The sequence below is a fragment of the Proteus sp. NMG38-2 genome, assembly GCF_020640995.1.
GTDB lineage: Bacteria > Pseudomonadota > Gammaproteobacteria > Enterobacterales > Enterobacteriaceae > Proteus.
The window spans coordinates 3,016,718-3,038,037 of record NZ_CP085481.1 but is presented as its reverse complement, the minus strand read 5'-3'; the positions used below and the strand labels follow the sequence as shown (position 1 = coordinate 3,038,037).

Genomic DNA, 21,320 nt, shown 5'->3' with positions numbered 1-21,320 from the left:
AGGTTATGTCAAAACTGATTTTTGATCCTGTTGAACATCCTCATCGTCGCTATAATCCACTCACTGATCAGTGGATTTTGGTTTCACCTCATAGAGCGAAACGACCTTGGAATGGTAAAGATGAAAAACCTCAGATTGTGACCCTTCCCTCTTATGATCCGCATTGTTATTTGTGCCCAAATAATATACGTGTTTCTGGTGATCAAAATCCAGATTATACCGGAACGTATGTCTTTAATAACGATCACTCCGCGTTATTACAAGATGAATATGATGTTGATCCTTCATCAAATCCTTTATTTCAAACACAAGCAGTAAGAGGAATTAGTCGCGTTATCTGTTTTTCGCCTGATCATGGAAAAACAATACCTGAATTGCCTTTAAGTAGCTTACGTAAAATTGTCGATACTTGGGATAACCAAATAGAAGAGCTCAGTAAAGAATACCTTTGGGTTCAAGTGTTCGAGAATAAAGGTGAAACAATGGGATGTTCCCAACCGCATCCTCATGGGCAAATTTGGGCGAGTGATTTCTTACCTAATGAATTAGCGAAAAAAGATACACATTTGAAAACGTATTTTGAAAAATACGGGCGTAATTTATTAATTGATTATGTTGATGCTGAATGTAAAGACGCAAGCCGAACCGTTGTTGAAACTGAGCATTGGCTGGCAATAGTGCCTTATTGGGCAGCTTGGCCTTATGAAACAATGTTATTACCTAAAACGCATATTCGTCGAATGAGTGAGTTAAATAGCGCTCAACGCGATGATCTGGCTATTGCAATGAAAAAACTAACCAGCCGTTATGACAATTTATTTCATTGCTCTTTCCCTTATTCAATGGGGTGGCATTTTGCGCCATCTTTTAAAGACAGCAGAAATACCGATCATTGGCAATTACATGCACTTTATTACCCGCCATTATTACGTTCAGCCACTGTGCGTAAATATATGGTGGGATATGAAATGCTGGCGGAATCGCAAAGAGACCTAACACCAGAACAAGCGGCAAATAATTTACGTCAATTAAGTGACATTCATTATAAAGAGCAACGTTAATAACCTGCAATATGGCAAGGTATTTTAGTTAATCTGCTTTTTGCGCACCAAATAAATTAAACCAAACATCTCATTATTTACATAATGATGTGGTGGGATTTTATTACTTAATTTTAAGCTAAGGATTTATTATGCAGGCACTTATTAATAATGTGACTCGTTCATTTACATCTATTTTTGGTTATGCGCCTACACATTTTATTCAAGCGCCAGGAAGAGTAAATCTTATTGGTGAACACACTGATTATAATGATGGTTTTGTTTTACCTTGTGCTATTAATTATCAAATGGTCGTCGCCGCAGCAAAACGAGAAGATAACATTATTCGAGTGATTGCAGTTGATTACCAAAATGAGGTTGATGAATTTAGCCTCGATAACACCATTGAATTTTTACCTAATAAAATGTGGGCGAATTATGTTCGGGGTGTTATTCATTTTCTACAAAAAGACAATTATTCTTTTCATGGTATGGATATCGCAATATCAGGAAATGTCCCTCAAGGCGCGGGATTAAGCTCCTCCGCTGCGTTAGAAGTGGCTATTGGTCAAACGCTTAAAACACTTTATCAATTACCTATTAGCCAAAAAGAGATTGCATTAAATGGCCAAAAAGCAGAAAACCAATTTGTTGGCTGTAACTGTGGCATTATGGATCAGCTTATTTCGGCTTGTGGTGAAGAAAATCATGCACTATTAATCGATTGTCGTTCACTAGAAACGTCAGCCGTAACGATGCCCGAAAATATGGTTGTGATGATTATCAATACCAATAAAAAGCGTGGCTTAGTTGATAGCGAATACAATACCCGTCGCCAACAGTGTGAAGAGGTTGCTCATATTTTAAATGTGACTGCATTAAGAGATGCCACATTAGAGGATCTACTCGCTAAAAAAGCAGTAATGAGTGATGTGGTTTATCGTCGGGCACGCCATGTTATTACTGAAAATAGTCGTACATTAGATGCTGCAGAAGCCTTACGTCGTGGTGATTTAACCACATTGAGTCAATTAATGATGCAATCACATCACTCAATGCGTGATGATTTTGAAATCACAGTCAAAGAGGTTGATTCATTGGTTGAAATCGTGAAATCGGTGATCGGTGATCGTGGTGGTGTGAGAATGACTGGTGGTGGATTTGGCGGTTGTGTCGTAGCATTAGTGACACCAGATTTAGTGGATAAGGTCGTTGACTCTGTTAAAGCGCAATATGAAGCCTTAACAGGGTTGAAAGAAACTATTTATGTCTGCTCTGCAAGCCAAGGGGCGGGCTATTCGGAGGCAAAATAATGGCGACTAATGAAATTCGATTTCTAGAGCCAGAACAAATGACTGCACAACCTGCATCAGACGGAAATCCTGCACAAGTGGTCGTGCTTAAAAATCGTTTTGGTATGTCGATTTCTTTAATGGATATTGGTGCGACTTGGTTAACTTGTATTGTACCTGTTAATGGATACCGTCGAGATGTTTTGTTAGGCTCTGCAGATATGAATACCCATAAACAGCAAACAGCTTATTTGGGGGCCACAGTAGGGCGTTTTGCCAATCGTATTGCTGGTGCAAAATTCGTATTAGAAGGGCAAGAATATCAAATTAGTGCTAATGAAGGTAAAAACACATTACATGGTGGTAAACAAAACTTCAGTCATCGTCGTTGGGGGATCACGGCACAATCATCTCAATCAGTGACCTTTTCATTGATTTCAAATGATGGTGACCAAGGTTTTCCCGGTACACTCAAAGCTAGTGTGACTTATACACTCACTGATAATAATGAAGTTTGTATCGATTATCAGGCAATAAGTGATAAAACCACGCCACTTAGTTTAACTAACCATGCCTATTTTAACCTTGCAGGTGAACACACTGAACGCACAGCGCTTGAGCACGATTTAAAAATCTGCGCTTCTCATTATTTGAAAAATGGTGAAGGCAATATTCCTACTGGAGAGTTTGTGAGCGTTGTAGGAACAGGATTTGATTTTGGTAAATTAAAACGCATCGGTCTTGATTTTATGGTTGATGAGTGTCAAAAAGCAGCGAGTGGTTATGATCATGCATTTATTTTAGATAAACAGGTTATCGACGATAAAGCACCTATTGCAACAGTCATTGCACCTGAGGGCGAGCTTAAAATGGATGTTTTTACTACTCTGCCTTCTGTTCAATTCTATACAGGTAACTTTTTAGCTGGAATAAAAGGAAAAAGTCGCCGTTATGGTAATTATTCTGGATTAGCTTTAGAGACACAATACTTTCCTGATGGGCCGAATCACCCTGAATGGCATGAAAATCAAGGTGTTTTACCTGCGAATACGCCATGGAATAGCCAAACTATCTATAAGTTTTACTCTTAACAATAAAAGGAAAGTGTAAACGCTTTCCTTTTCACTATTTATTTGATCTTTTTACTTTTTAAATTTCACTTCTTCGCTGATAATCAAGCCACTTAAATTTTATTATTTCCTTTTTTCTTTAGTCTTAGATTAACAACCCGTTATTTTTTGATAATGAAGAAAGGTGATCCATGAGGTGGATATGGCGACTATCAAAGATGTAGCAAAAGAAGCGGGAGTTTCTGTTGCTACGGTGTCAAGAGTCATTAATAACTCGCCGAAAGCAAGTAAGACATCAGTAGAAACAGTTAATGCGGCAATGCAAAAACTAGGTTATCGACCTAATGCAGCGGCTAGAGCGTTGGTCAGTCAAAGTACACAAACTTTAGGTGTCTTAGTCCATGATGTTTCTGATCCCTTTTTTGGCACATTGGTGAAAGCGGTTGATAATGTGGCAAGACAAGCGGGAAAACATATTTTGGTGTGTAATGGCTATCATGATGCACAAGACGAACGTCAATCTATAGAGTTGCTAATTAATAGTCGCTGTGATGGTTTAGTGATCCACTCAAAAGCACTCTCTGATGAAGAATTACTAGCTTATGCTCATGAAGTCAAAAGTATGGTACTGATTAACCGCTTTATTCCTGAAATTGCGGAACGCTGTGTCGCTTTAGATAATTACAAAGGGGCATGGATGGCAACAGAACATCTTATTCGCCAAGGACACACCAAGATTGCTTATATCTCTTCCACGCATCATATTGAGGATACTACTCAACGCCTTGCGGGTTATAAGGCTGCTCTTGAAGCCAATAACATCATATTGCCCGAAAGTTATATTGAGTATGGTGAGCCTGAAGGTGAAGGCGGTGAAAAAGCAATGATGCACCTGTTAACGAAATCAATCGATTTTACAGCCGTAGTGACTTACAACGATTTTATGGCTGCTGGTGCTTTGTCTGTTCTCGATGAAAATGAGATCCCTGTACCTGAAAAAATCTCTGTTATTGGTTTTGATGATGTATTAATTGCTCGTTATATCCATCCTCGCTTAACAACCGTGCGTTATCCGGTACAAATGATGGCCGAACAGGCTGCTACGTTGGCTATTAGACTATCTAAAGGTGAAGTCCTCGAACAAAAACAACGTATTTTTTCACCTACTTTAGTTCAACGTAATTCTGTTTTTAATCTTAGCCATCTCTCTTAACCACATCACTTATTTTTATAATATTGTCGATCCTCTTAATGAGGATCATCATCACCTTAAAAGCCATTCTTACTTAATCTGTGTAATCGTTATCATTTTAATGTTTTTTTAAATTTTATTTTAAGATACTTTCTTCTTGGATAAATATTAAGAGAGGATTTTTAGTGAAAATTTGGCTTTACTCGTCATAGTAATCGTTTGTTTTTTATTTTTAGATGCATTTACGTAACATAAGCGACAAAATTGTGAAGGGAGTAACGGAAAAAGATTGTGAAAACGTTTACATTAAAAATCTATTCTCTCTATGGGTCTGAAAGGAAAATATTATGCATACAGAAGGTGTTGGATTAAGCACAATAGACTATGCAATTTTTGCCCTCTATGTTGTCATCATTATTAGTCTAGGATTGTGGGTTTCTCGTTCAAAGGATGGTGAGAAAAAAGGAACAAAGGACTATTTCTTAGCAGGTAAAACCCTTCCTTGGTGGGCAATTGGTTCTTCGCTTATTGCCGCTAATATTTCAGCAGAACAATTTATTGGTATGTCAGGTTCTGGTTTCTCCATTGGTCTTGCTATCGCTTCTTATGAATGGATGGCTGCACTGACACTGATTATTGTGGCGAAGTATTTTTTACCTGTATTTATCGAAAAAGGTATTTATACCATTCCTGAATTTGTTGAGAATCGATTTAAAAACCGTAACCTAAAAACGATCCTCGCAGTATTCTGGCTCGCATTATTTATCTTTGTTAACTTAACATCTGTACTTTATTTAGGCTCATTGGCACTAGAAACCATTTTAGGTGTACCAATGATGTATGCCATTATTGGTTTGGCATTATTTGCCGTTGTTTATTCACTTTATGGTGGCCTTTCTGCCGTTGCGTGGACAGACGTGGTGCAAGTATTCTTCCTTATTCTCGGTGGTTTATTTACCACGGTATTAGCTGTCAGCTATATCGGTGGTGATGGCGGGATCATGGAAGGCTTAAGCAAAATGACACAAGCCGCGCCCGATCACTTTAAAATGATCTTAGAAAAAGATAATCCGCAGTTTATGAACTTACCGGGTATTGCTGTGCTAATTGGTGGTTTATGGGTTGCTAACCTTTATTATTGGGGTTTTAACCAATACATTATTCAGCGTGCTTTGGCTGCTAAATCTATAAATGAAGCACAAAAAGGGCTAGTGTTTGCTGCATTCTTAAAATTAATTGTTCCTGTTCTTGTCGTTGTTCCGGGGATTGCTGCATTTGTTATTACTACTAATCCAGACTTAATGGCAGGGTTAGGCACAATGGCTCCACAGCATATTCCAACGCTAGCACAAGCTGACAAAGCCTATCCTTGGTTAACACAGTTCTTGCCTGTAGGTGCAAAAGGCGTTGTTTTTGCAGCACTTGCGGCGGCTATTGTTTCGTCTTTAGCATCCATGCTTAACTCTATCGCGACTATTTTCACGATGGATATTTATAAAGAATATGTTGGACCTAAAGCTTCTGAAACACGCTTAGTGAATGTGGGGCGTATTAGTGCGGTTGTTGCTCTGATTATTGCTTGTTTTATCGCACCATTACTGGGTGGTATCGATCAGGCATTCCAATATATTCAAGAATATACTGGCTTAGTAAGCCCAGGTATTTTAGCTGTATTCCTATTAGGCTTATTCTGGAAAAAAACAAACGCAAAAGGTGCAATTATTGGTGTGGTTTTATCTATACCATTTGCTCTATTCCTAAAATTAATGCCTTTAGGTATGCCATTCCTTGATCAAATGATGTACACCTTTATGTTTACAACTGTCGTGATTGGTTTAGTGAGCTTAACCTCAACGAAAACAGATGACAGCGTAGGGGCGATTGCATTAACAGATAAGACCTTTAAAACACAAAGCGGATTCAACATCGCTTCCTATGCCATCATGGTTATATTATGTGTACTTTATGCTGTGTTCTGGTAATAACAGCGTGATGATTTGTTGATCCGTTAAATCTAAAAATATCCTACAAAAGAAGAAAGCAGAGGGTTAATACCTTCTGCTTTTTTACATCTGAAATTGTTTACAAAATGGCCTAGCGAAAATGGTGCTGATTTACTTTGATACAGATTAAAAAAAAACACTAAATATGAAAAGAAAATCATTCTCATGAATATTTGATTAAGATAATATTAATCATTCTCATTACTATAACTGTTATAATTTCAGGGAACCACTATGAACTTTAAAATGGGTGTTTTAACAGCCTGTATTTTATCTGCCTCTTACCCGCTGTATGCACAAGAAAATAAAGAAGAAAAACTTGTTGTATCAGCATCAGGGTTTGCTCAACAAATTACAGATGCACCAGCAAGTATCACCGTGATTAGCAAAGAACAACTTGCAAAGAAACCGGTTCATGATTTAGCTGATGCTGTAAAAGGGGTTGAAGGTGTTAGCATTAACGGTAATGCCAATAAACAAGAAATCACGATGCGTGGTTTGCCAGGTGAATACACGCTTATTTTAGTTGATGGCCGCCGTCAAAATAGCCGCGAGTCGCGCCCAAATGGGAGTGGTGGTTATGAAGGTGGTTTTATTCCACCCGCAGATGCGATCGAACGCATAGAAGTTATCCGCGGACCAATGTCATCACTATATGGCTCTGATGCAATGGGTGGTGTTATCAATATCATCACCAAACCAGTAACAAAAGAGTGGCATGGCTCTGTTGCACTTGGCGGTACGTTGCAACATAACCGTGATGCTGGCGATTCTATTAATGGTGATTTTTATCTTTCAGGGCCTTTAATTGAAGATAAACTAGGCTTACAGCTTTATGGCAGTAGCTACTTACGTGCAGAAGATAAAATTACTTATGGCCAAGGTCGTAATGACAATAAAAACATTACAGCGAAATTGGCATTTACACCAACTGATAATCAAACCATTTTATTAGAAGCAGGCCGCAATACGTTACAGCGTACAACGACTCCGGGTAAATCCATGAGTGAATTTACCAATAGAAATGGTCGTCTTGATGAAAATAAAATGTTAGAAACCAATAATGACCGTAATCACTGGGCATTAACTTATAAAAATCAGTTTGATATTCTGCATTCAGAATTAAGTGTGTATCAAGAACAAACTAAGCGTATTACCAAAACAGAAATGATTGATAAAACGACGAAGGAGCGTGAAGAGTATTACGAAGATCGTCGTCCTGAAATCACTAACACCGTTTTTGATGCGAAATTTACTGCATTTTTACCTGATAACGTGATGACCTTTGGTGGTCAATATCAATACTCGCGCTTAAAAGATGAATCATCTACTGGCTCAGGCATTAAACAATCCACTATTACAGCGGATCAAAAAGCGTTATTCCTTGAAGATGAATATAGCGTAACAGACAATCTCGCGTTAACCGGCGGTGTGCGTCTTGATGATCACGAGTATTACGGTAATCACTGGAGCCCAAGAGCCTATGCTGTTTATCATTTAACGGATGAATTCACCTTAAAAGGGGGCGTGGCAAAAGCCTTTAAAGCCCCAAGCTTGCGTGAAATTAGCCCTGAATACGGTACTTCAACAGATAAAGGTAATGCGATTATGTACGGTAATCGTGATTTAAAACCTGAAACATCAGTCAGCCAAGAAATTGGTATTGGTTATGATAATGGGGATGGTGTGACTGCGAGTGTGACTTTCTTTAATACTGATTTTAAAGATAAATTAACTAATTATAAAATATCAGAGAAAGATCCTATAACTGGCCTAGATCTATACCAATACGATAATGTGGGTAAAGCCAATATTAAAGGGATTGAAACTGCGGTTGGTTTCCCAATTACAGAAAGCTGGCATGTTAATGCGAACTACACCTATATTGATTCAGAACGCAAAAGTGATGATGAAAAATTACTGTCAGGTGAATCCTTAAAAGGCTACCCATTAGATTTAACACCTAAACACAGTGCCAACGCGCGTGTTGATTGGCAGTTTGATGAAGCGACCAGTTTTTATGCCAATACGGCTTATACGGGCAAACAAATTTGGGCAGCTCAACGTAATGGTTACACAGGTGCGCGTTATCGTAGTGGCTACACAACCTTTGATTTAGGGATGACCTACAACTTTAATAAAAATACCATGTTTAACTTTGCGGTATTAAATATTACAGATGAAACAGGCCCTGCTGTGAATGATAAAGGCGGTAACTGGGTAGTTGATGAAGGACGTCGTTATTGGGCGAATATTAAATATAGTTTCTAATTGAGCCTAAATTGAAATAAACCCCGTATTTATATGGGGTTTATTTTTTTATCACTTTCTATTATTTTCAGTTTAACTGTTCACCTTTTTATATTACTGACAGAGTGTCTGATTTATGCGAATACTAATGTTATGTGGAATGATTATGTTATCTGCGGTTGCTCAAGCCAGACCAAATCAAGAAGTGCCTAAGATTGAAGATCAAGCACAATCTTATTATCAAATCACACAAAAAGAAGTCGCTTATGAAGGCAAACAATATCGCCTTTTTCTTGCTGTACCTAAAAATACAACAAAGACCACATTAATTTATGGTGTTGATGGTAATGCGCAATTTCCATTGATGGTCAATGAAGCCATAAAACAAAAAAATAGCCCATTACCTGCGATTATTAGTGTGGGCTATGTGGGAGATAAGGCCTATTTTATTACAGAAAGAACGCATGATTATACGCCAAGTGTAAAAGGTGAGGCATTTGGCGGTGGTGGAAATGCAGAGAGTTTTTATCATTTTATCCTAGCGCAAGTCAGGCCTTATGTGTTTGAACAACTTGCGAAAGAGAATATTTCAGTTACCCAGCAATCTCTTTTTGGTCACTCTTTTGGTGGTGTATTTACGTTGTACGTTTTATTTAATCATCCAGATACATTTCAACGTTATATAGCAGCAAGCCCTTCTTTATGGTGGGGAAACGGTGAGTGGGTAAAAAAAGAGCAATGGCAGGCTATTCCTAATGACATTTCCATTGCAATAACGCTAGGTGAAAGAGAAGAAAAACCAGATTTAAGTAAATTAAGTGAAGAACAACAAAAAAATTATCAAGAGCGCAGTAGTTGGTTAACGCAACGCCAGTTATGCCAATATTTATTGGATGAAGGAAAACAGTGTGAATTTTATCTATTTGAAGGTAAAGGCCATGGTGGTTCAATTCCTGATGCCATCAATATTGCTTTAGAAAAAAGCATGAAATAAACACCATAACTTCTTTAAGTTTAGCTATCCTATTCGATAACAATAGGGTAGCTATAACAATTTCTTATTTTATTTAATACGTATTTATCCGTAATAATTTTAATAAGAAAGACTTATCTTTTTATTAAAATAAATATCTTAACCAAGCTATTTCTTTTTTGTAGGAAAAGACGATAATCGTGATTGATATAAATAAAATTGTTTGTTGGCATTAGATTTTATAATTTTATTTATGGCAGTTTAAGCGCTATATTCGCGTCTCCTGAATTTAGGGACGCCATCCACTGTTTTCACCTTAGTTTCTTTTATCTCTCCTAGATAAAAGAATTGCCTCTATCAGGCATCGAGAAAACAGCGCATTATCAACCGTTTTGATTGTGGAGACGAGGGTAGTGAAACAGAACACTACTTTGGTACATCAAGGCGACAGTACACTAGTACCTGTAGCTGGGTTAACGGTATTTGCTATCGCGTCAGGCTATTTAATGAGTTTAATTCCACTGTCTATGGACAGTTTTGGAATGGATACACTCTATGCTAGCTGGTTAGCAAGTATTTATTTTATCGGATTATTAATAGGTTCAGTGATGATAGAACCTATTATTGCAAGAATAGGGCATCGTCTTTCTTTCGTCGTATTTTTATTATTACTGGCAGTGACTGTCGGTATATTACCTTTAATGCCTTATTTATCAGCATGGATGGTTTTTCGTTTTATTGGTGGTATGGCGGTTGCTGGTATTTTTGTTGTGGTCGAGTCATGGTTATTAATTGGCGATAATCCTAAAGAGCGGGCTAAACGCTTAGGTTTTTATATGACCTCGCTGTATGGTGGCACAACATTAGGACAGTTAGCGATTGGTGCAATTGGCACACAAGGTGCAATTCCGTTTATGACGGTATTAGCCTTGTTATTAATTGCAGTATTGCCGCCTCTGTTTTTTAAACAAGGGCAACCCCAAGGGCATGACCATAAAAGTTTATCACTTAAACAAATGCGCCGTTTAAATAAAGCCGCTTTAGTGGGCTGTATGGTCTCTGGTGTGGTGATGGGCAGCATTTATGGCATGATGCCCTTAGCATTAAACCAAGGGCAATTTACAACAGACCAAATAGGTGTGTTGATGGCAGCAATTATTTTAGGTGGAATGGTAATTCAGCCTGTTATTAGTAAGTTGTCTGTGGCTATCAGCAAAACGTTGTTATTAGCGATGATGTGTTTAGTGGGCGTGTTTGCTATGGGGCTGACTTATCTTTCTAACGATTATATGGTGCTTATAATAGCACTGGCGTTATTGGGAATGTCTTCTTTTGCACTTTATCCTATCGCTATCACTTTGGCGTGTGATCATGTTAATGCAAGCTATATTGTTGCAATCACACAAATCATGTTATTAAGTTATAGCATTGGTTCTGCCATCGGACCTTTAGGTGCAGGAATGTTTATGGCTCAAGCTGCTAATAATGGCATTATGAACTTCTTCTTTGTGGTGTTATTAGTGACAGCGATTTATATGCTTTTTGCCAGCTTACGGCGCAAAAGCCATATTGTGTTGAACTAACAATTTCTCTTACTTTGATCTTTTTCTCTTTCATTTTATTATCAGCCGAGCTTACTGTAAAAAGTAGCTCGGTTTTTTTATGTTATATTTAAAAATGAATTAAGATTCCACTTATATTTTTATACTGTGTTTTATCAGTATAAACAGATCACCCAATCCCTTCTTTAAAGATAATGGATTTAACTTTTCATGGAGATTATATAATGAAAATAACGGTACTCAGCTTTTTGCTTCTATTGATTATTCCTTTTTCAAGTGCCAAAGCAATAACGGCAGAGCAAAATAAAAAGCTGGTGGAATATGCCGCTGATTTACCAAGAGCCGTAATCTATGACTCTGATTATCGCAAAATAGATTACCCAAATGGTGATGTTCCTGCTTATAAAGGGGTTTGTAGCGACGTTATTATTCGTAGTTATCGTGGAATTGATATCGATCTACAAAAATTACTGCATGAAGATATTAAGGCAAATTTTTCAGCTTATCCGAGTAAACGGATGTGGGGATTGAATAAGCCAGATACAAATATAGATCACCGTAGAGTGCCTAATTTGGAGGTTTTTTTCTCACGAAAAGGCAAAGTAAAGCCTATTACCAAAAATGCAGGAGATTATGTACCCGGTGATATCGTTAGTTGGCGTTTAGACAACGGTCGTCCTCATATTGGTATCGTGGTAAATAAAAAAAGTTGGGACAATCAACGTTATCTTGTTATGCATAATATTGGCTTTGGACAAGTTGCCGAAGATGTTTTATTTTCATGGAAAATAACGGGGCATTTTGTTTACTAAATAAAAACAGGTATTAGAGAAAATAGAAACTTTTAATTTTTATAAAAAATAAAATAGAAGTAATAACAACAAAATAAATCTAAAAACTAAATGATAAGTAAAATAATGCCCATACTAATTTTATGTAAAGTATGGGCATTATTTCTGGGAAAGAATATTTTCATCAGAAATATTCATAATTATTCCTCTAAGCCACCGAGTAACATACTAACGACAGCAGTAGAACAGATAAAAGAAAGGAAAAGGATAAAAAAAGAGCTACTGATCATAATGCCCTCCAAATTTATTGCTATTTTTAAATAAAAAACCTCACAAAAGACACGTTATTAATTCATTACCTTATATATTAGGTTATTTAAAAATAAAGTCAAACTAACGTATTATTTAATAATGATTTTTTGTGATGTAATTTTATTTTTTATAAAAACAAATAGATTGGATAGTGTTAAATGATCAGGAGGGGCTTAACCCCTCTGATGTCTTACGCAGAGTGAGGTAACGTAGTGCGTGTTAATGGTGGTAGACCATAAGCAGCTCTAGCACGATCACATGCTTCATTAGGAACACCATTTACCCAAGATTGTTGAAACTCACGACAAGGGGAAGGGCGCTGTTCGTAAATAGAACAACTTACACACTCACCCACTTCTCCAATAAGTTTGTCACAGCGCGGTTTTTTAGAATTTGTGCCTTTCATACAAGAGAGGAAAGGAGTAAGTGGCTCAGTTAACTCATCAGGAACAACTCCTCCTCCACTCACCATTTCAGCCCAATAGAACGAAACTCTAAAATAGGCACAACAAGCGCCACAATGCATACAGGGATTATCCTGCATATAAATAAAATCATTAGAATGTTTGCTCATACCAGATACCATTTTATCTGACGTTAAAATGACAAAAAGCACGTTTTAAAGGTGCCGTCGTTTAAGAGAAGCAAAAATAAAGGTAGAGAAACGATGCTTCTCCTAGAGCAATCATTATGCGCCGAATGAAAAATATTTTTCAAGAGAAATGTTTCTGTATGCAGAATATATTTATTTCAAAATAGACTATTATTTTGTAAAAAATAGCTATGTAGACTATATGACTTAATGATAAGTGATTTTATTATTTAACACTTGTAAAAAGCACATCCCAGATAGTATTAAAAATAATCAAAAATTGAGGTTTTAAATAAAAAGAAGCCCTATCATTTTTGATAAGGCATAAAAAAGCATAGACAAATAAGGTTGAAAAATGAGCTATGTTGTTTATTTATAGAGGGGACTTAAAAAGGGCCTTTAAAAATAAATAAGGCGCCTGCACCAATTAAAAGAAAACCAATAAAGTGATTTAATGTGAAATTTTCGCCTAAATAAGTGACAGAAAAAATAGCAAAAATCGTTAATGTGATCACTTCTTGTATGGTCTTTAATTCTGCTGCGCTGTAGTAATTATGGCCAATTCTATTTGCAGGCACAGCAAAACAATACTCAACAAATGCGATCAACCAGCTTAGAAGAATGACGATGATCAGAGGTTTATTGCCATATTTTAGATGACCATACCAAGCGAACGTCATAAAAATATTAGAAATTATCAGAAGAATGATAGGTGTAAATTTGTAGAACATTATGCTCATACCATTGGATGATTTTCTGGCGATTTTGCCAATAAGAATGACATGAGATTACTGCAAAAAAAGCGGGTTTTCTATCAGTATGATAAGGAAAATGGTGTAATTTACATTGAGATTATTTTATCTTAAAGAAAAGACATTGAACTATTAAATAGTCGAGTAATTACTTAAATTATTAAATACTATTTAAAATAAAGAAAGGTTATTAACCTTTCTTTATTGAAATAATAAGATAACGACTATTTAAATTAATTATCTTTATTTTTGGTAGCTGTTAATAAATTATTTATTTTGGTCATTGATAAGTTCTGAATTCCAAGTCTATCTGGAAGAGTTTTATCATCAGAGCTAAAATAAATATCAACTTCTTCAATAATTTTTTCTTTTAATTTTATTGTTTCGTCATGAATTTTATTCATTTTAGGTATGATTTCATCTGTATTTTGTGTGGTAAATTCAAATGCTTTTTGGTGTTTTTCTTCTAATTTCTTAAAGTTATTATCAATACTATTTTTTTTGGTGCCTAAGAGTTTGATTTGTTTTTCTGAATAGAGATTAGCTTCTGTTTTTTCGTTCTTAATTTGTTGGTTTGTAATTTCGATAAGATGATTAACTAAGACATTGATTATCTCTTTACTTAGCTCGGTATCTAACAATATTTTCTCTCGTAATGTTTCTATTTTTTGTTGATTACTCCCCATTTTTAAATTAGTGTTTTTTATTAATATATTTGTCGTTTTTGTCGTTTCTGGGTCTTTGATGCTAGGGGATTGATTTATTTGTGATATTCTCATTTTTTAATACCTTTTTATATTTTGAAAGTTAAAATATCTTTATGTTTTATTAATGATGGAATAAATAAAACAAGAGTATTATTAATATTATAAATAGGTGGTTTTTATTAATATCAGATTTCAAACTAGACATTATTTTATGTTTTTTAATAGTATAAATATTAAAATAATAAGCTTTTTTTGAAAGAATTTTTTATCAGTATTAAAGGGAGGATGTAACACTTGTATTAATATGATATTAACTTATCAGTCAATAATATTGAAAATTCTTTGAAAATTGGGTTGTTGAAGGTGATGTATTGAGCTGAAAAAATTGAGAAAAGTTATTCACATTGATTGTGTAGATCAAAGTTCCCATCTGAAAATGGGAACTTTATCAGTAATTCTAAGGTGTTATATACCTTTTTATGTTGGTCAATCCTTTGACCATGACTTTAAGTTATTTAGTTATCGTACTTTTTATTGTTGATTTATATTGAATTAACAATCTTCTATGATCAAATAAGCCGCATGAACAGGGCCATGAACCCCCCATACTTTAATCAATTCAATGTCTGCTGTAGAACTTGCACCACCAATTAAATTGATACAAGACGGCATTCTTACGCCTTCTTGTGCCATTTTATGTAAACGTTCAGCAATTTGAGCTACTCGAGGCAAAATATCACTTTTACGTAGAATAACAATTGATGTTTCAGGTAATAAACTAACAGCACGTCCTTTTTCTGGTGAAGAAAATAAGACAATCCCTCCAGATTCAGTCAGACCCGCTTCTGCAAATACAATTCCAATTTGAGAGCGTTCCGCATGAATAATATTTTCATGACCAAGTTCTGGGTTCCAAATATAGGTTTCGTATTTTTCACTGATAGCTTTTGTTACACCTAGTGCATTTAGGCGATCATCACCACTTATTACCACTGAGCCTTTACAATCATAGCTTTCACAGAGATCAATTAAGCTATTGATGAGCTCTTCTGGTTTACTAACAACACATTTCACCATTTGGGTTTGTGCAAAATCGGTAAATTCTTTGCACAATTCATCTTGACTCAGATTAGCTAAACGTGTTTTAGCTAAATTATTCACTGGAGTTGGTTGTGGTTGCGGTTTATGCGCAATTGGACGCCCTAATTTTTCAGCAATAGTTTGCAAAAATTCATTACGGTTTTGTTCGTTTAACATATTATTTTTTTCCTTCTGCTTTATGGCGTTTAAACCAACTACGGAAGCTATAGCCATCCGGTTTAGGGAGATCTCGTGACTCCATCCAATCATTAAGAACACTGATTTTGATTGGTGTAGAACCATTTTTGATCATTAATCCCGCCATTTTCGCACCAACATTCATTCCCACTTTCCAAAGTGCGGGGTGTGAATTGAGGTAGTTAAACATACCTGTGACTCGGCGCTCTGCTTTCGGTGTTAAACCGGTTTCAGCCATCACTCGACGATGTTTTAAAATTAACTGAGCTAAAGGAATTTTGACTGGGCAAACCACATTACATGCATTACATAATGAACAAGCGTAAGGGAGATCGTGGAAATCTTTATAACCCCCTAGTAGTGGAGAAATGACCGCACCAATTGGACCTGGATAAATTGAACCATAAGCATGGCCACCAATATTACGATAAGCAGGGCACGTATTAAGGCAAGCACCACAACGGATACAGCGTAAAATATCTTTAAATTGTGAGCCTAAAATTTCAGAACGGCCATTATCCACAATTACTAAATGGAATTCTTCAGGACCATCAACATTGCCGGCTTCACGAGGACCAGTCACCCAAGTGTTATAACTGGTTAAACGAGAACCAACTGCGCTACGGCATAACATCGTAATTAATGGATCAACTTCTTCAAATGTCGGTGCCACACGCTCCATACCCATAACAGCAATATGGGTTTTAGGTAACGTGGTGGTCATTCTGGCATTACCTTCGTTGGTGACTAAACAGACTGTGCCTGTTTCAGCTACCGCAAAGTTACAACCAGTAACGCCAATATCAGCAGAGAGGAAATCTTGTCTTATACGTTGTCTAATGAAAAGTGTCATATCTTCAGGCGTTTCACTGCCTTCATAATTGAGTTTTTCATTTAAGACTTTGCGAATTTGATAACGATCTTTGTGGATTGCTGGAACGACGATGTGAGACGGTGGATCGTTATCTAATTGAAGAATATACTCGCCAAGGTCAGTTTCGATGATCTCAATGCCTTCATTTTGTAAGGCTTTATTCATCCCAATTTCTTCGGTGACCATTGATTTAGATTTTACGATCTTCTTCGCGTTTTTCTTTTTGGCAACGTCACAAATGTAACGAGAGGCATCTTCTGCTGTTTTAGCAAAATAAACATGACCTCCGTTTTCTGTTACTTTTTCAGATAATTGATAGAGATAAGCATCTAAATTTTCAAGAACATGGTTACGGATTTGTTCAGCGCGATCTCGCCATTCTTCCCAATCCCCCAGCTCTTTGACCATGATTTGACGGTTAGCCCCAATGCGCTCTTGTGCCATAACGACCGCATTACGCATGATTGTGTCTTTCATTTCATGTTCTAGGCGAGGTCTGAAATCGATATCACTGGTTTTGATAGACATAGCAGGCTCCCTTATTGGCTCATTAAAACTTGTGCAATGTGCAACACTTTTACAGGGCGTTTTTCACGGCTTAGACGGCCTTGTATGTTAATTAAGCAACTCGTATCTGCACCAATGACATAATCAGGACTAACATCCATAATATGTTTTACTTTTTCGGTTACCATTTCGCCTGAAATTTCAGACATTTTTACAGAGAATGTTCCACCAAAACCGCAACAGGTTTCTGAATTAGCAAAAGGTAACATTTCAAGACCCTCAACGTGTTTTAATAGTGTTAAAGGCTCACTAACAACACCCAGTTTTCGGGTTAAACTGCATGATGGATGATAAACCGCTTTACCCGGAAGACGGGCACCAACATCGACAACACCCAAGGTATTAACAATAAAACTGGTTAAATCAATAAGACGATCGGCAACACCTTGTGCTCGTAATGCCCATTGTGGTTCATCAGCAAGATAAGTTGGGTAGCCTTTTATGGCATAAGTACAGGAGCCAGCGGGGGAAATAATCGGGTAGTCATTTACTTCTAATGTTTCAATTAACGATTTCATGGCAGGTTTTGCGTTATTGACATAACCGCTATTAAGTGCGGGTTGACCACAGCAACCTTGGCGCTCTTGAAATAGTACTTCGCAACCTAATTTCTCAAGTAACAAGACGGTGTCTCTGGCTGAATCTGCTTTCAGCACATCACCAAGACAGGTCGCATAAAAATTAACTTTCATTAATCGAACTCCAAAACATCGCTCAGATGTTGTCATTTTTACTAAAGATAAAATTCTTTTTATTGCTTCGTTATAAGAGGAGAAGGGAATGGAATAAGCTCATTCCCTTTTCCTTATTAATTAGTTCATTAAGTGATAAATAATGCCGATCTTAGCCCCAAGAATAACGATATAGGCGATACAATATTTTAAGGTTTCACGCATAATGGCACTGCTTTGGCCATCCATTTTTGTCGCTGAAACAGCGATGGCGATACTTTGAGGTGAGATCATCTTACCGCCTGTTGCGCCAGAGGTATTGGCGGCAGCCAGGATGAATGGGTCAATATTAAGTTTAGCTGCAGCACTGGTTTGTAATTTACCAAATAGCACGTTGGAGTTAGTGTCACTACCAGTTACAAATGTTCCTAATGCACCGATCACTGGGGCAATAAAGATAAATCCTGCACCTGTAAAATCGACCAAGGTTTCAGCAATACTGCCAATCATGCCACTGAAATCCATGACTGTTGCCATTGCCACAATTGCAGTGATAGCAATAATCGAGTTTTTCAGTTGGATAGTTGTTTTAACAAGCACAGAGATAAGTGTTGAAACGCTAGCACCTTGAATGGTTCCCCCTACAAAGCTAGCTAAAATAATCAACACACCTGGTGTGCTTAACCAAGCAATGGTTTGATATTCAGTTTGTGTTTCACTTAATACAAACGGGATCTTGGTGGAAATAGCCCCCGCCATACTTTGTATCGCAGGAAATAAAGGTGAACATGCTAAAATAAAGATAAAGGTAAACAGATAAATAGAACTTGCTACTAACAACTCTTTTCCAGTGTGCTTTTTGACATTTTTTTGTTTGTCACCACTGTTTTTCATGCGTTTAGCAAGGAAAATAACGACAATTAAGCTGACTAAGCTACCTGCAAACGCCGGTAATTCAGCACCTAAATTGGCTGCAACGATATATTGAGGGATTAGTGTACTGATACCACACATTAAGGTAATAAATCCGACACCTTTAATTGCTTTAATGCCACCACCCGCAATGGCTACGATGACAAAAGGTAAAAGGATATTGAATAATCCCAACTGAATAATGATGGTTTTACTCAACACTAATACATCAAGCCCAGTGTTTTGCGCCAAAATAGAAACTGGGATACCCACTGCACCAAAAGCAGTAGGAACGGTATTGGCAACTAAAGAGGCAACAGCGGCTTTAAAAGGATCAAACCCAAGTGCAATTAAAATACCGATAGGAATGGCAACTGCAGTACCATACCCCGCAACCGCTTCAAGAAATCCCCCAAAGCACCATGAGATAAGCAAAACTTGCACTCGTTTATCATCACTTATTCCTGCAAGCACATCTTTAAGTACTTCCATCCCCCCTGTTTTTAACATTAGGTTATAACTATAAATAGCAGCAAGGATCACGATAATGATTGGCCACAATCCTTTTATTGCGCCATAAAGCACAGAAACAGAGGCAAATTGAATGGTGTTGTTCCAATGGAAAATAGCAAGTGCAACAGTTATCACTAAAGAAACTAGTACGGCATGATGAACGGCTGATTTCATTTTTAAGATCATAAAAATCAAAACCGCTAAAGGTACTATACCTAATAAGAATGAGAGATAGTCTGACATGATTATTTTTATCCTTAAGTTTGCAATTTTTATCGTTTATAACTGCGTTGGCAAACCTATAAGTTGGTCATTATATAATTGTGTAGGGTACTAGGTTTTATTAATGCTCTACTTTGCTGAAACGATAAATCATAAATAAAAAAAGATAGTTACTAACCTAAACAATGAAAGGTATCATTACTTAGGAAATTGTCAGGTTAGATTAGTTGGCTATTGTAGGGAATATTTATTGAGATGTAATAGAATAAAATCAATTGTGTGACAAATATAAAAAAATTCCTTTTTTCTCATTATTTGCTTGTTAATTGTCGAGTTTTTTGATGTTCATCAATGTAATTGAGTTATTAATGTTGTTATCAAATTGGTTTTTGATGAAAAAAAGAACGATATTGATGGTTCCAGTCATGTAACAGAACAGTGAAAGTAGACAGTAAATGTCATTTTTTATGATAAAAACAACTATAATAACCACGCTGAATATTAAAATAAATTAATGTATTGTAATTGTGTTTACTTTATTAGTAAATAAAATAAAAATTATCTTTTATTTATATTTCATTTGTTTTTTGTTTTTTAAATTTTCTTTGTTTAATTATTTTAAAAGTGTTTAAATTTCATTTGTAATAAATTTAATATTGTTTTTTTGTTTTTATTTTATTTTTTTTGTTATTAGTGATAGTTTGAAGTCAAATATTAATTGTTTTTTATTTTGATTTTATTAATGACTCTATTTTTATTATTTGTTTTGTTTTTAATTTTTAGTATTTTTTATTTGTATTTTTATTATTTTATATTGTTTAATTTTTAAATTAAAAGTTATTTATATTATTTGCTTTTATTTTAATTATTTTTTTAATTTATTATTTTATTTTTAATTATACTTATTTTATATTTTTGCATTAACTGTTTAAATAATTTTTAATGTAAATTTATCATCAATGATTAACTTCTTTTTGATGCTTAAGTCGCATGATTGTTCAGTTTTATGAGATTTTTATTTGTAATACAAATCATAGAGATAACAAATACTTGATGAGAAGAATAATTAATAAATGAGAATGATTCTTTTTAAATTCACTCACATAATAGTATAGATAGAGTGATCTTGATCATATAGAAAAAAAGGTATAGCTATATTTTTTATTTTTTTATCACAAAAAAATAGACAATATATTTATTTTTAATAATAGGGAATGCCTTATTAAACCAGTTTATTTACCATTTTAGAGAGTTTTAATGGATTTTTAAAGAAAAGGGAAAAAATGAAATGTTTTTGAAGTTATTGGGCTCATTTTTTGAAGAGATATAAATTTCACCTTGGTAATTGTCATACAAATAATTAAGATGAAAAAAGATGACCGAAAATGAGTGTACAGATAATCATTGTAGCGTTAACTACGTAATAATCTCTAATGAGGTATTTTCTTTTGATGGAAAGTAACCATAGCTCCTTTTTTTCCTTTTTCGTTATCAGTATTTGTTTCACAACTAATGGCATTATTGTGGGTAATTAATTGTGGGAATATTAATGATGAAAAGATTCTACCCATCATCAAATAGCCCTATTTTGATAACAAAAATCAGCGATTATGTTAGTGATGTTTTAGGATTTAACATTTGAGACCGTATTTTTTTTCTAAAAGAATGGGAGAGTTAACAACAACCTGTCTGATATTAGGAAAATTGTCTGTATTTCATCGTTGATAAAATGACAAATAAAAAAAGA

General features: G+C 35.6%; 16 protein-coding genes. 9 read left to right on the top strand and 7 right to left on the bottom strand.

Annotation, left to right across the window (positions count from 1 at the left end; genetic code table 11):
• The first annotated feature begins 5 nt into the window (after positions 1 to 5).
• From LG402_RS14510 to LG402_RS14470, 9 genes are all read left to right on the top strand, one after another.
• Positions 6 to 1,061 carry a UDP-glucose--hexose-1-phosphate uridylyltransferase gene (locus tag LG402_RS14510; RefSeq protein ID WP_227335821.1) on the top strand — a complete coding sequence of 352 codons (1,056 nt, stop codon included), beginning with the start codon at positions 6 to 8 and terminating at the stop codon, positions 1,059 to 1,061.
• A gap of 131 nt (positions 1,062 to 1,192) precedes the next feature.
• Positions 1,193 to 2,353: a galactokinase gene (gene galK / locus LG402_RS14505; RefSeq protein ID WP_166540834.1), complete on the top strand. Its 1,161-nt coding sequence runs from the start codon at positions 1,193 to 1,195 to the stop codon at positions 2,351 to 2,353.
• Positions 2,353 to 3,423 (top strand): galactose-1-epimerase, encoded by a 1,071-nt coding sequence (gene galM / locus LG402_RS14500; RefSeq protein WP_227335820.1) that lies wholly within the window; start codon positions 2,353 to 2,355, stop codon positions 3,421 to 3,423. The genes galK and galM overlap by 1 nt, the downstream gene beginning before the upstream one ends.
• Before the next feature lie 181 nt (positions 3,424 to 3,604).
• Positions 3,605 to 4,615, top strand: a complete 1,011-nt coding sequence (locus tag LG402_RS14495; protein WP_109407551.1) for a substrate-binding domain-containing protein — start codon at positions 3,605 to 3,607, stop codon at positions 4,613 to 4,615.
• Between the two features lie 326 nt (positions 4,616 to 4,941).
• Complete coding sequence (locus LG402_RS14490) at positions 4,942 to 6,576, top strand: sodium/sugar symporter (protein ID WP_166540832.1); 1,635 nt, start codon at positions 4,942 to 4,944, stop codon at positions 6,574 to 6,576.
• 255 nt (positions 6,577 to 6,831) lie between these two features.
• Positions 6,832 to 8,868 carry an IreA family TonB-dependent siderophore receptor gene (locus LG402_RS14485; RefSeq protein ID WP_227335819.1) on the top strand — a complete coding sequence of 679 codons (2,037 nt, stop codon included), beginning with the start codon at positions 6,832 to 6,834 and terminating at the stop codon, positions 8,866 to 8,868.
• Between the two features lie 115 nt (positions 8,869 to 8,983).
• The gene (locus LG402_RS14480; RefSeq protein ID WP_227335818.1) at positions 8,984 to 9,841 is read left to right on the top strand and encodes an alpha/beta hydrolase; all 858 of its coding nucleotides are present in this window, start codon (positions 8,984 to 8,986) and stop codon (positions 9,839 to 9,841) included.
• Positions 9,842 to 10,233: 392 nt separating this feature from the next.
• A complete protein-coding gene (locus LG402_RS14475) occupies positions 10,234 to 11,403 on the top strand; it encodes an MFS transporter (RefSeq protein ID WP_227335817.1) in 1,170 nt (389 codons plus the stop codon).
• Between the two features lie 203 nt (positions 11,404 to 11,606).
• Entirely contained in the window at positions 11,607 to 12,194 is a 588-nt protein-coding gene (locus tag LG402_RS14470; RefSeq protein ID WP_227335816.1) for a DUF1287 domain-containing protein, read from the top strand.
• 481 nt (positions 12,195 to 12,675) lie between these two features.
• Here LG402_RS14470 and LG402_RS14465 read toward each other — a convergent pair whose 3' ends face one another.
• The 7 genes from LG402_RS14465 to LG402_RS14435 all read right to left on the bottom strand — a co-directional run bounded on the left by LG402_RS14465 (position 12,676) and on the right by LG402_RS14435 (position 19,594).
• Complete coding sequence (locus LG402_RS14465; protein WP_109407394.1) at positions 12,676 to 13,059, bottom strand: YkgJ family cysteine cluster protein; 384 nt, start codon at positions 13,057 to 13,059, stop codon at positions 12,676 to 12,678.
• A 404-nt stretch (positions 13,060 to 13,463) separates the two neighbouring features.
• Positions 13,464 to 13,808: a DMT family protein gene (locus tag LG402_RS14460; protein ID WP_109407393.1), complete on the bottom strand. Its 345-nt coding sequence runs from the start codon at positions 13,806 to 13,808 to the stop codon at positions 13,464 to 13,466.
• Positions 13,809 to 14,062: 254 nt separating this feature from the next.
• Positions 14,063 to 14,608, bottom strand: a complete 546-nt coding sequence (locus LG402_RS14455) for a hypothetical protein (RefSeq protein ID WP_166540827.1) — start codon at positions 14,606 to 14,608, stop codon at positions 14,063 to 14,065.
• Positions 14,609 to 15,088: 480 nt separating this feature from the next.
• Complete coding sequence (locus LG402_RS14450; RefSeq protein ID WP_227335815.1) at positions 15,089 to 15,793, bottom strand: LutC/YkgG family protein; 705 nt, start codon at positions 15,791 to 15,793, stop codon at positions 15,089 to 15,091.
• 1 nt (position 15,794) lies between these two features.
• Positions 15,795 to 17,216 (bottom strand): LutB/LldF family L-lactate oxidation iron-sulfur protein, encoded by a 1,422-nt coding sequence (locus LG402_RS14445; RefSeq protein WP_166540825.1) that lies wholly within the window; start codon positions 17,214 to 17,216, stop codon positions 15,795 to 15,797.
• An 11-nt stretch (positions 17,217 to 17,227) separates the two neighbouring features.
• Complete coding sequence (locus LG402_RS14440; protein ID WP_099659343.1) at positions 17,228 to 17,947, bottom strand: (Fe-S)-binding protein; 720 nt, start codon at positions 17,945 to 17,947, stop codon at positions 17,228 to 17,230.
• Between the two features lie 120 nt (positions 17,948 to 18,067).
• Complete coding sequence (locus tag LG402_RS14435) at positions 18,068 to 19,594, bottom strand: L-lactate permease (protein ID WP_109407390.1); 1,527 nt, start codon at positions 19,592 to 19,594, stop codon at positions 18,068 to 18,070.
• Between the last annotated feature and the right edge of the window lie 1,726 nt (positions 19,595 to 21,320).

What these genes read in the sequence shown, in the direction of transcription:
- LG402_RS14470 (WP_227335816.1), top strand. Translation starts at nt 11,607, where the DNA reads ATGAAAATAACGGTACTCAGCTTTTTGCTTCTATTGATTATTCCTTTT.
- LG402_RS14480 (WP_227335818.1), top strand. Translation starts at nt 8,984, where the DNA reads ATGCGAATACTAATGTTATGTGGAATGATTATGTTATCTGCGGTTGCT.
- LG402_RS14465 (WP_109407394.1), bottom strand. Translation starts at nt 13,059, where the DNA reads ATGAGCAAACATTCTAATGATTTTATTTATATGCAGGATAATCCCTGT.
- LG402_RS14510 (WP_227335821.1), top strand. Translation starts at nt 6, where the DNA reads ATGTCAAAACTGATTTTTGATCCTGTTGAACATCCTCATCGTCGCTAT.
- LG402_RS14445 (WP_166540825.1), bottom strand. Translation starts at nt 17,216, where the DNA reads ATGTCTATCAAAACCAGTGATATCGATTTCAGACCTCGCCTAGAACAT.
- LG402_RS14450 (WP_227335815.1), bottom strand. Translation starts at nt 15,793, where the DNA reads ATGTTAAACGAACAAAACCGTAATGAATTTTTGCAAACTATTGCTGAA.
- LG402_RS14435 (WP_109407390.1), bottom strand. Translation starts at nt 19,594, where the DNA reads ATGTCAGACTATCTCTCATTCTTATTAGGTATAGTACCTTTAGCGGTT.
- galK (WP_166540834.1), top strand. Translation starts at nt 1,193, where the DNA reads ATGCAGGCACTTATTAATAATGTGACTCGTTCATTTACATCTATTTTT.
- LG402_RS14490 (WP_166540832.1), top strand. Translation starts at nt 4,942, where the DNA reads ATGCATACAGAAGGTGTTGGATTAAGCACAATAGACTATGCAATTTTT.
- LG402_RS14440 (WP_099659343.1), bottom strand. Translation starts at nt 17,947, where the DNA reads ATGAAAGTTAATTTTTATGCGACCTGTCTTGGTGATGTGCTGAAAGCA.
- LG402_RS14455 (WP_166540827.1), bottom strand. Translation starts at nt 14,608, where the DNA reads ATGAGAATATCACAAATAAATCAATCCCCTAGCATCAAAGACCCAGAA.
- galM (WP_227335820.1), top strand. Translation starts at nt 2,353, where the DNA reads ATGGCGACTAATGAAATTCGATTTCTAGAGCCAGAACAAATGACTGCA.
- LG402_RS14485 (WP_227335819.1), top strand. Translation starts at nt 6,832, where the DNA reads ATGAACTTTAAAATGGGTGTTTTAACAGCCTGTATTTTATCTGCCTCT.
- LG402_RS14495 (WP_109407551.1), top strand. Translation starts at nt 3,605, where the DNA reads ATGGCGACTATCAAAGATGTAGCAAAAGAAGCGGGAGTTTCTGTTGCT.
- LG402_RS14460 (WP_109407393.1), bottom strand. Translation starts at nt 13,808, where the DNA reads ATGTTCTACAAATTTACACCTATCATTCTTCTGATAATTTCTAATATT.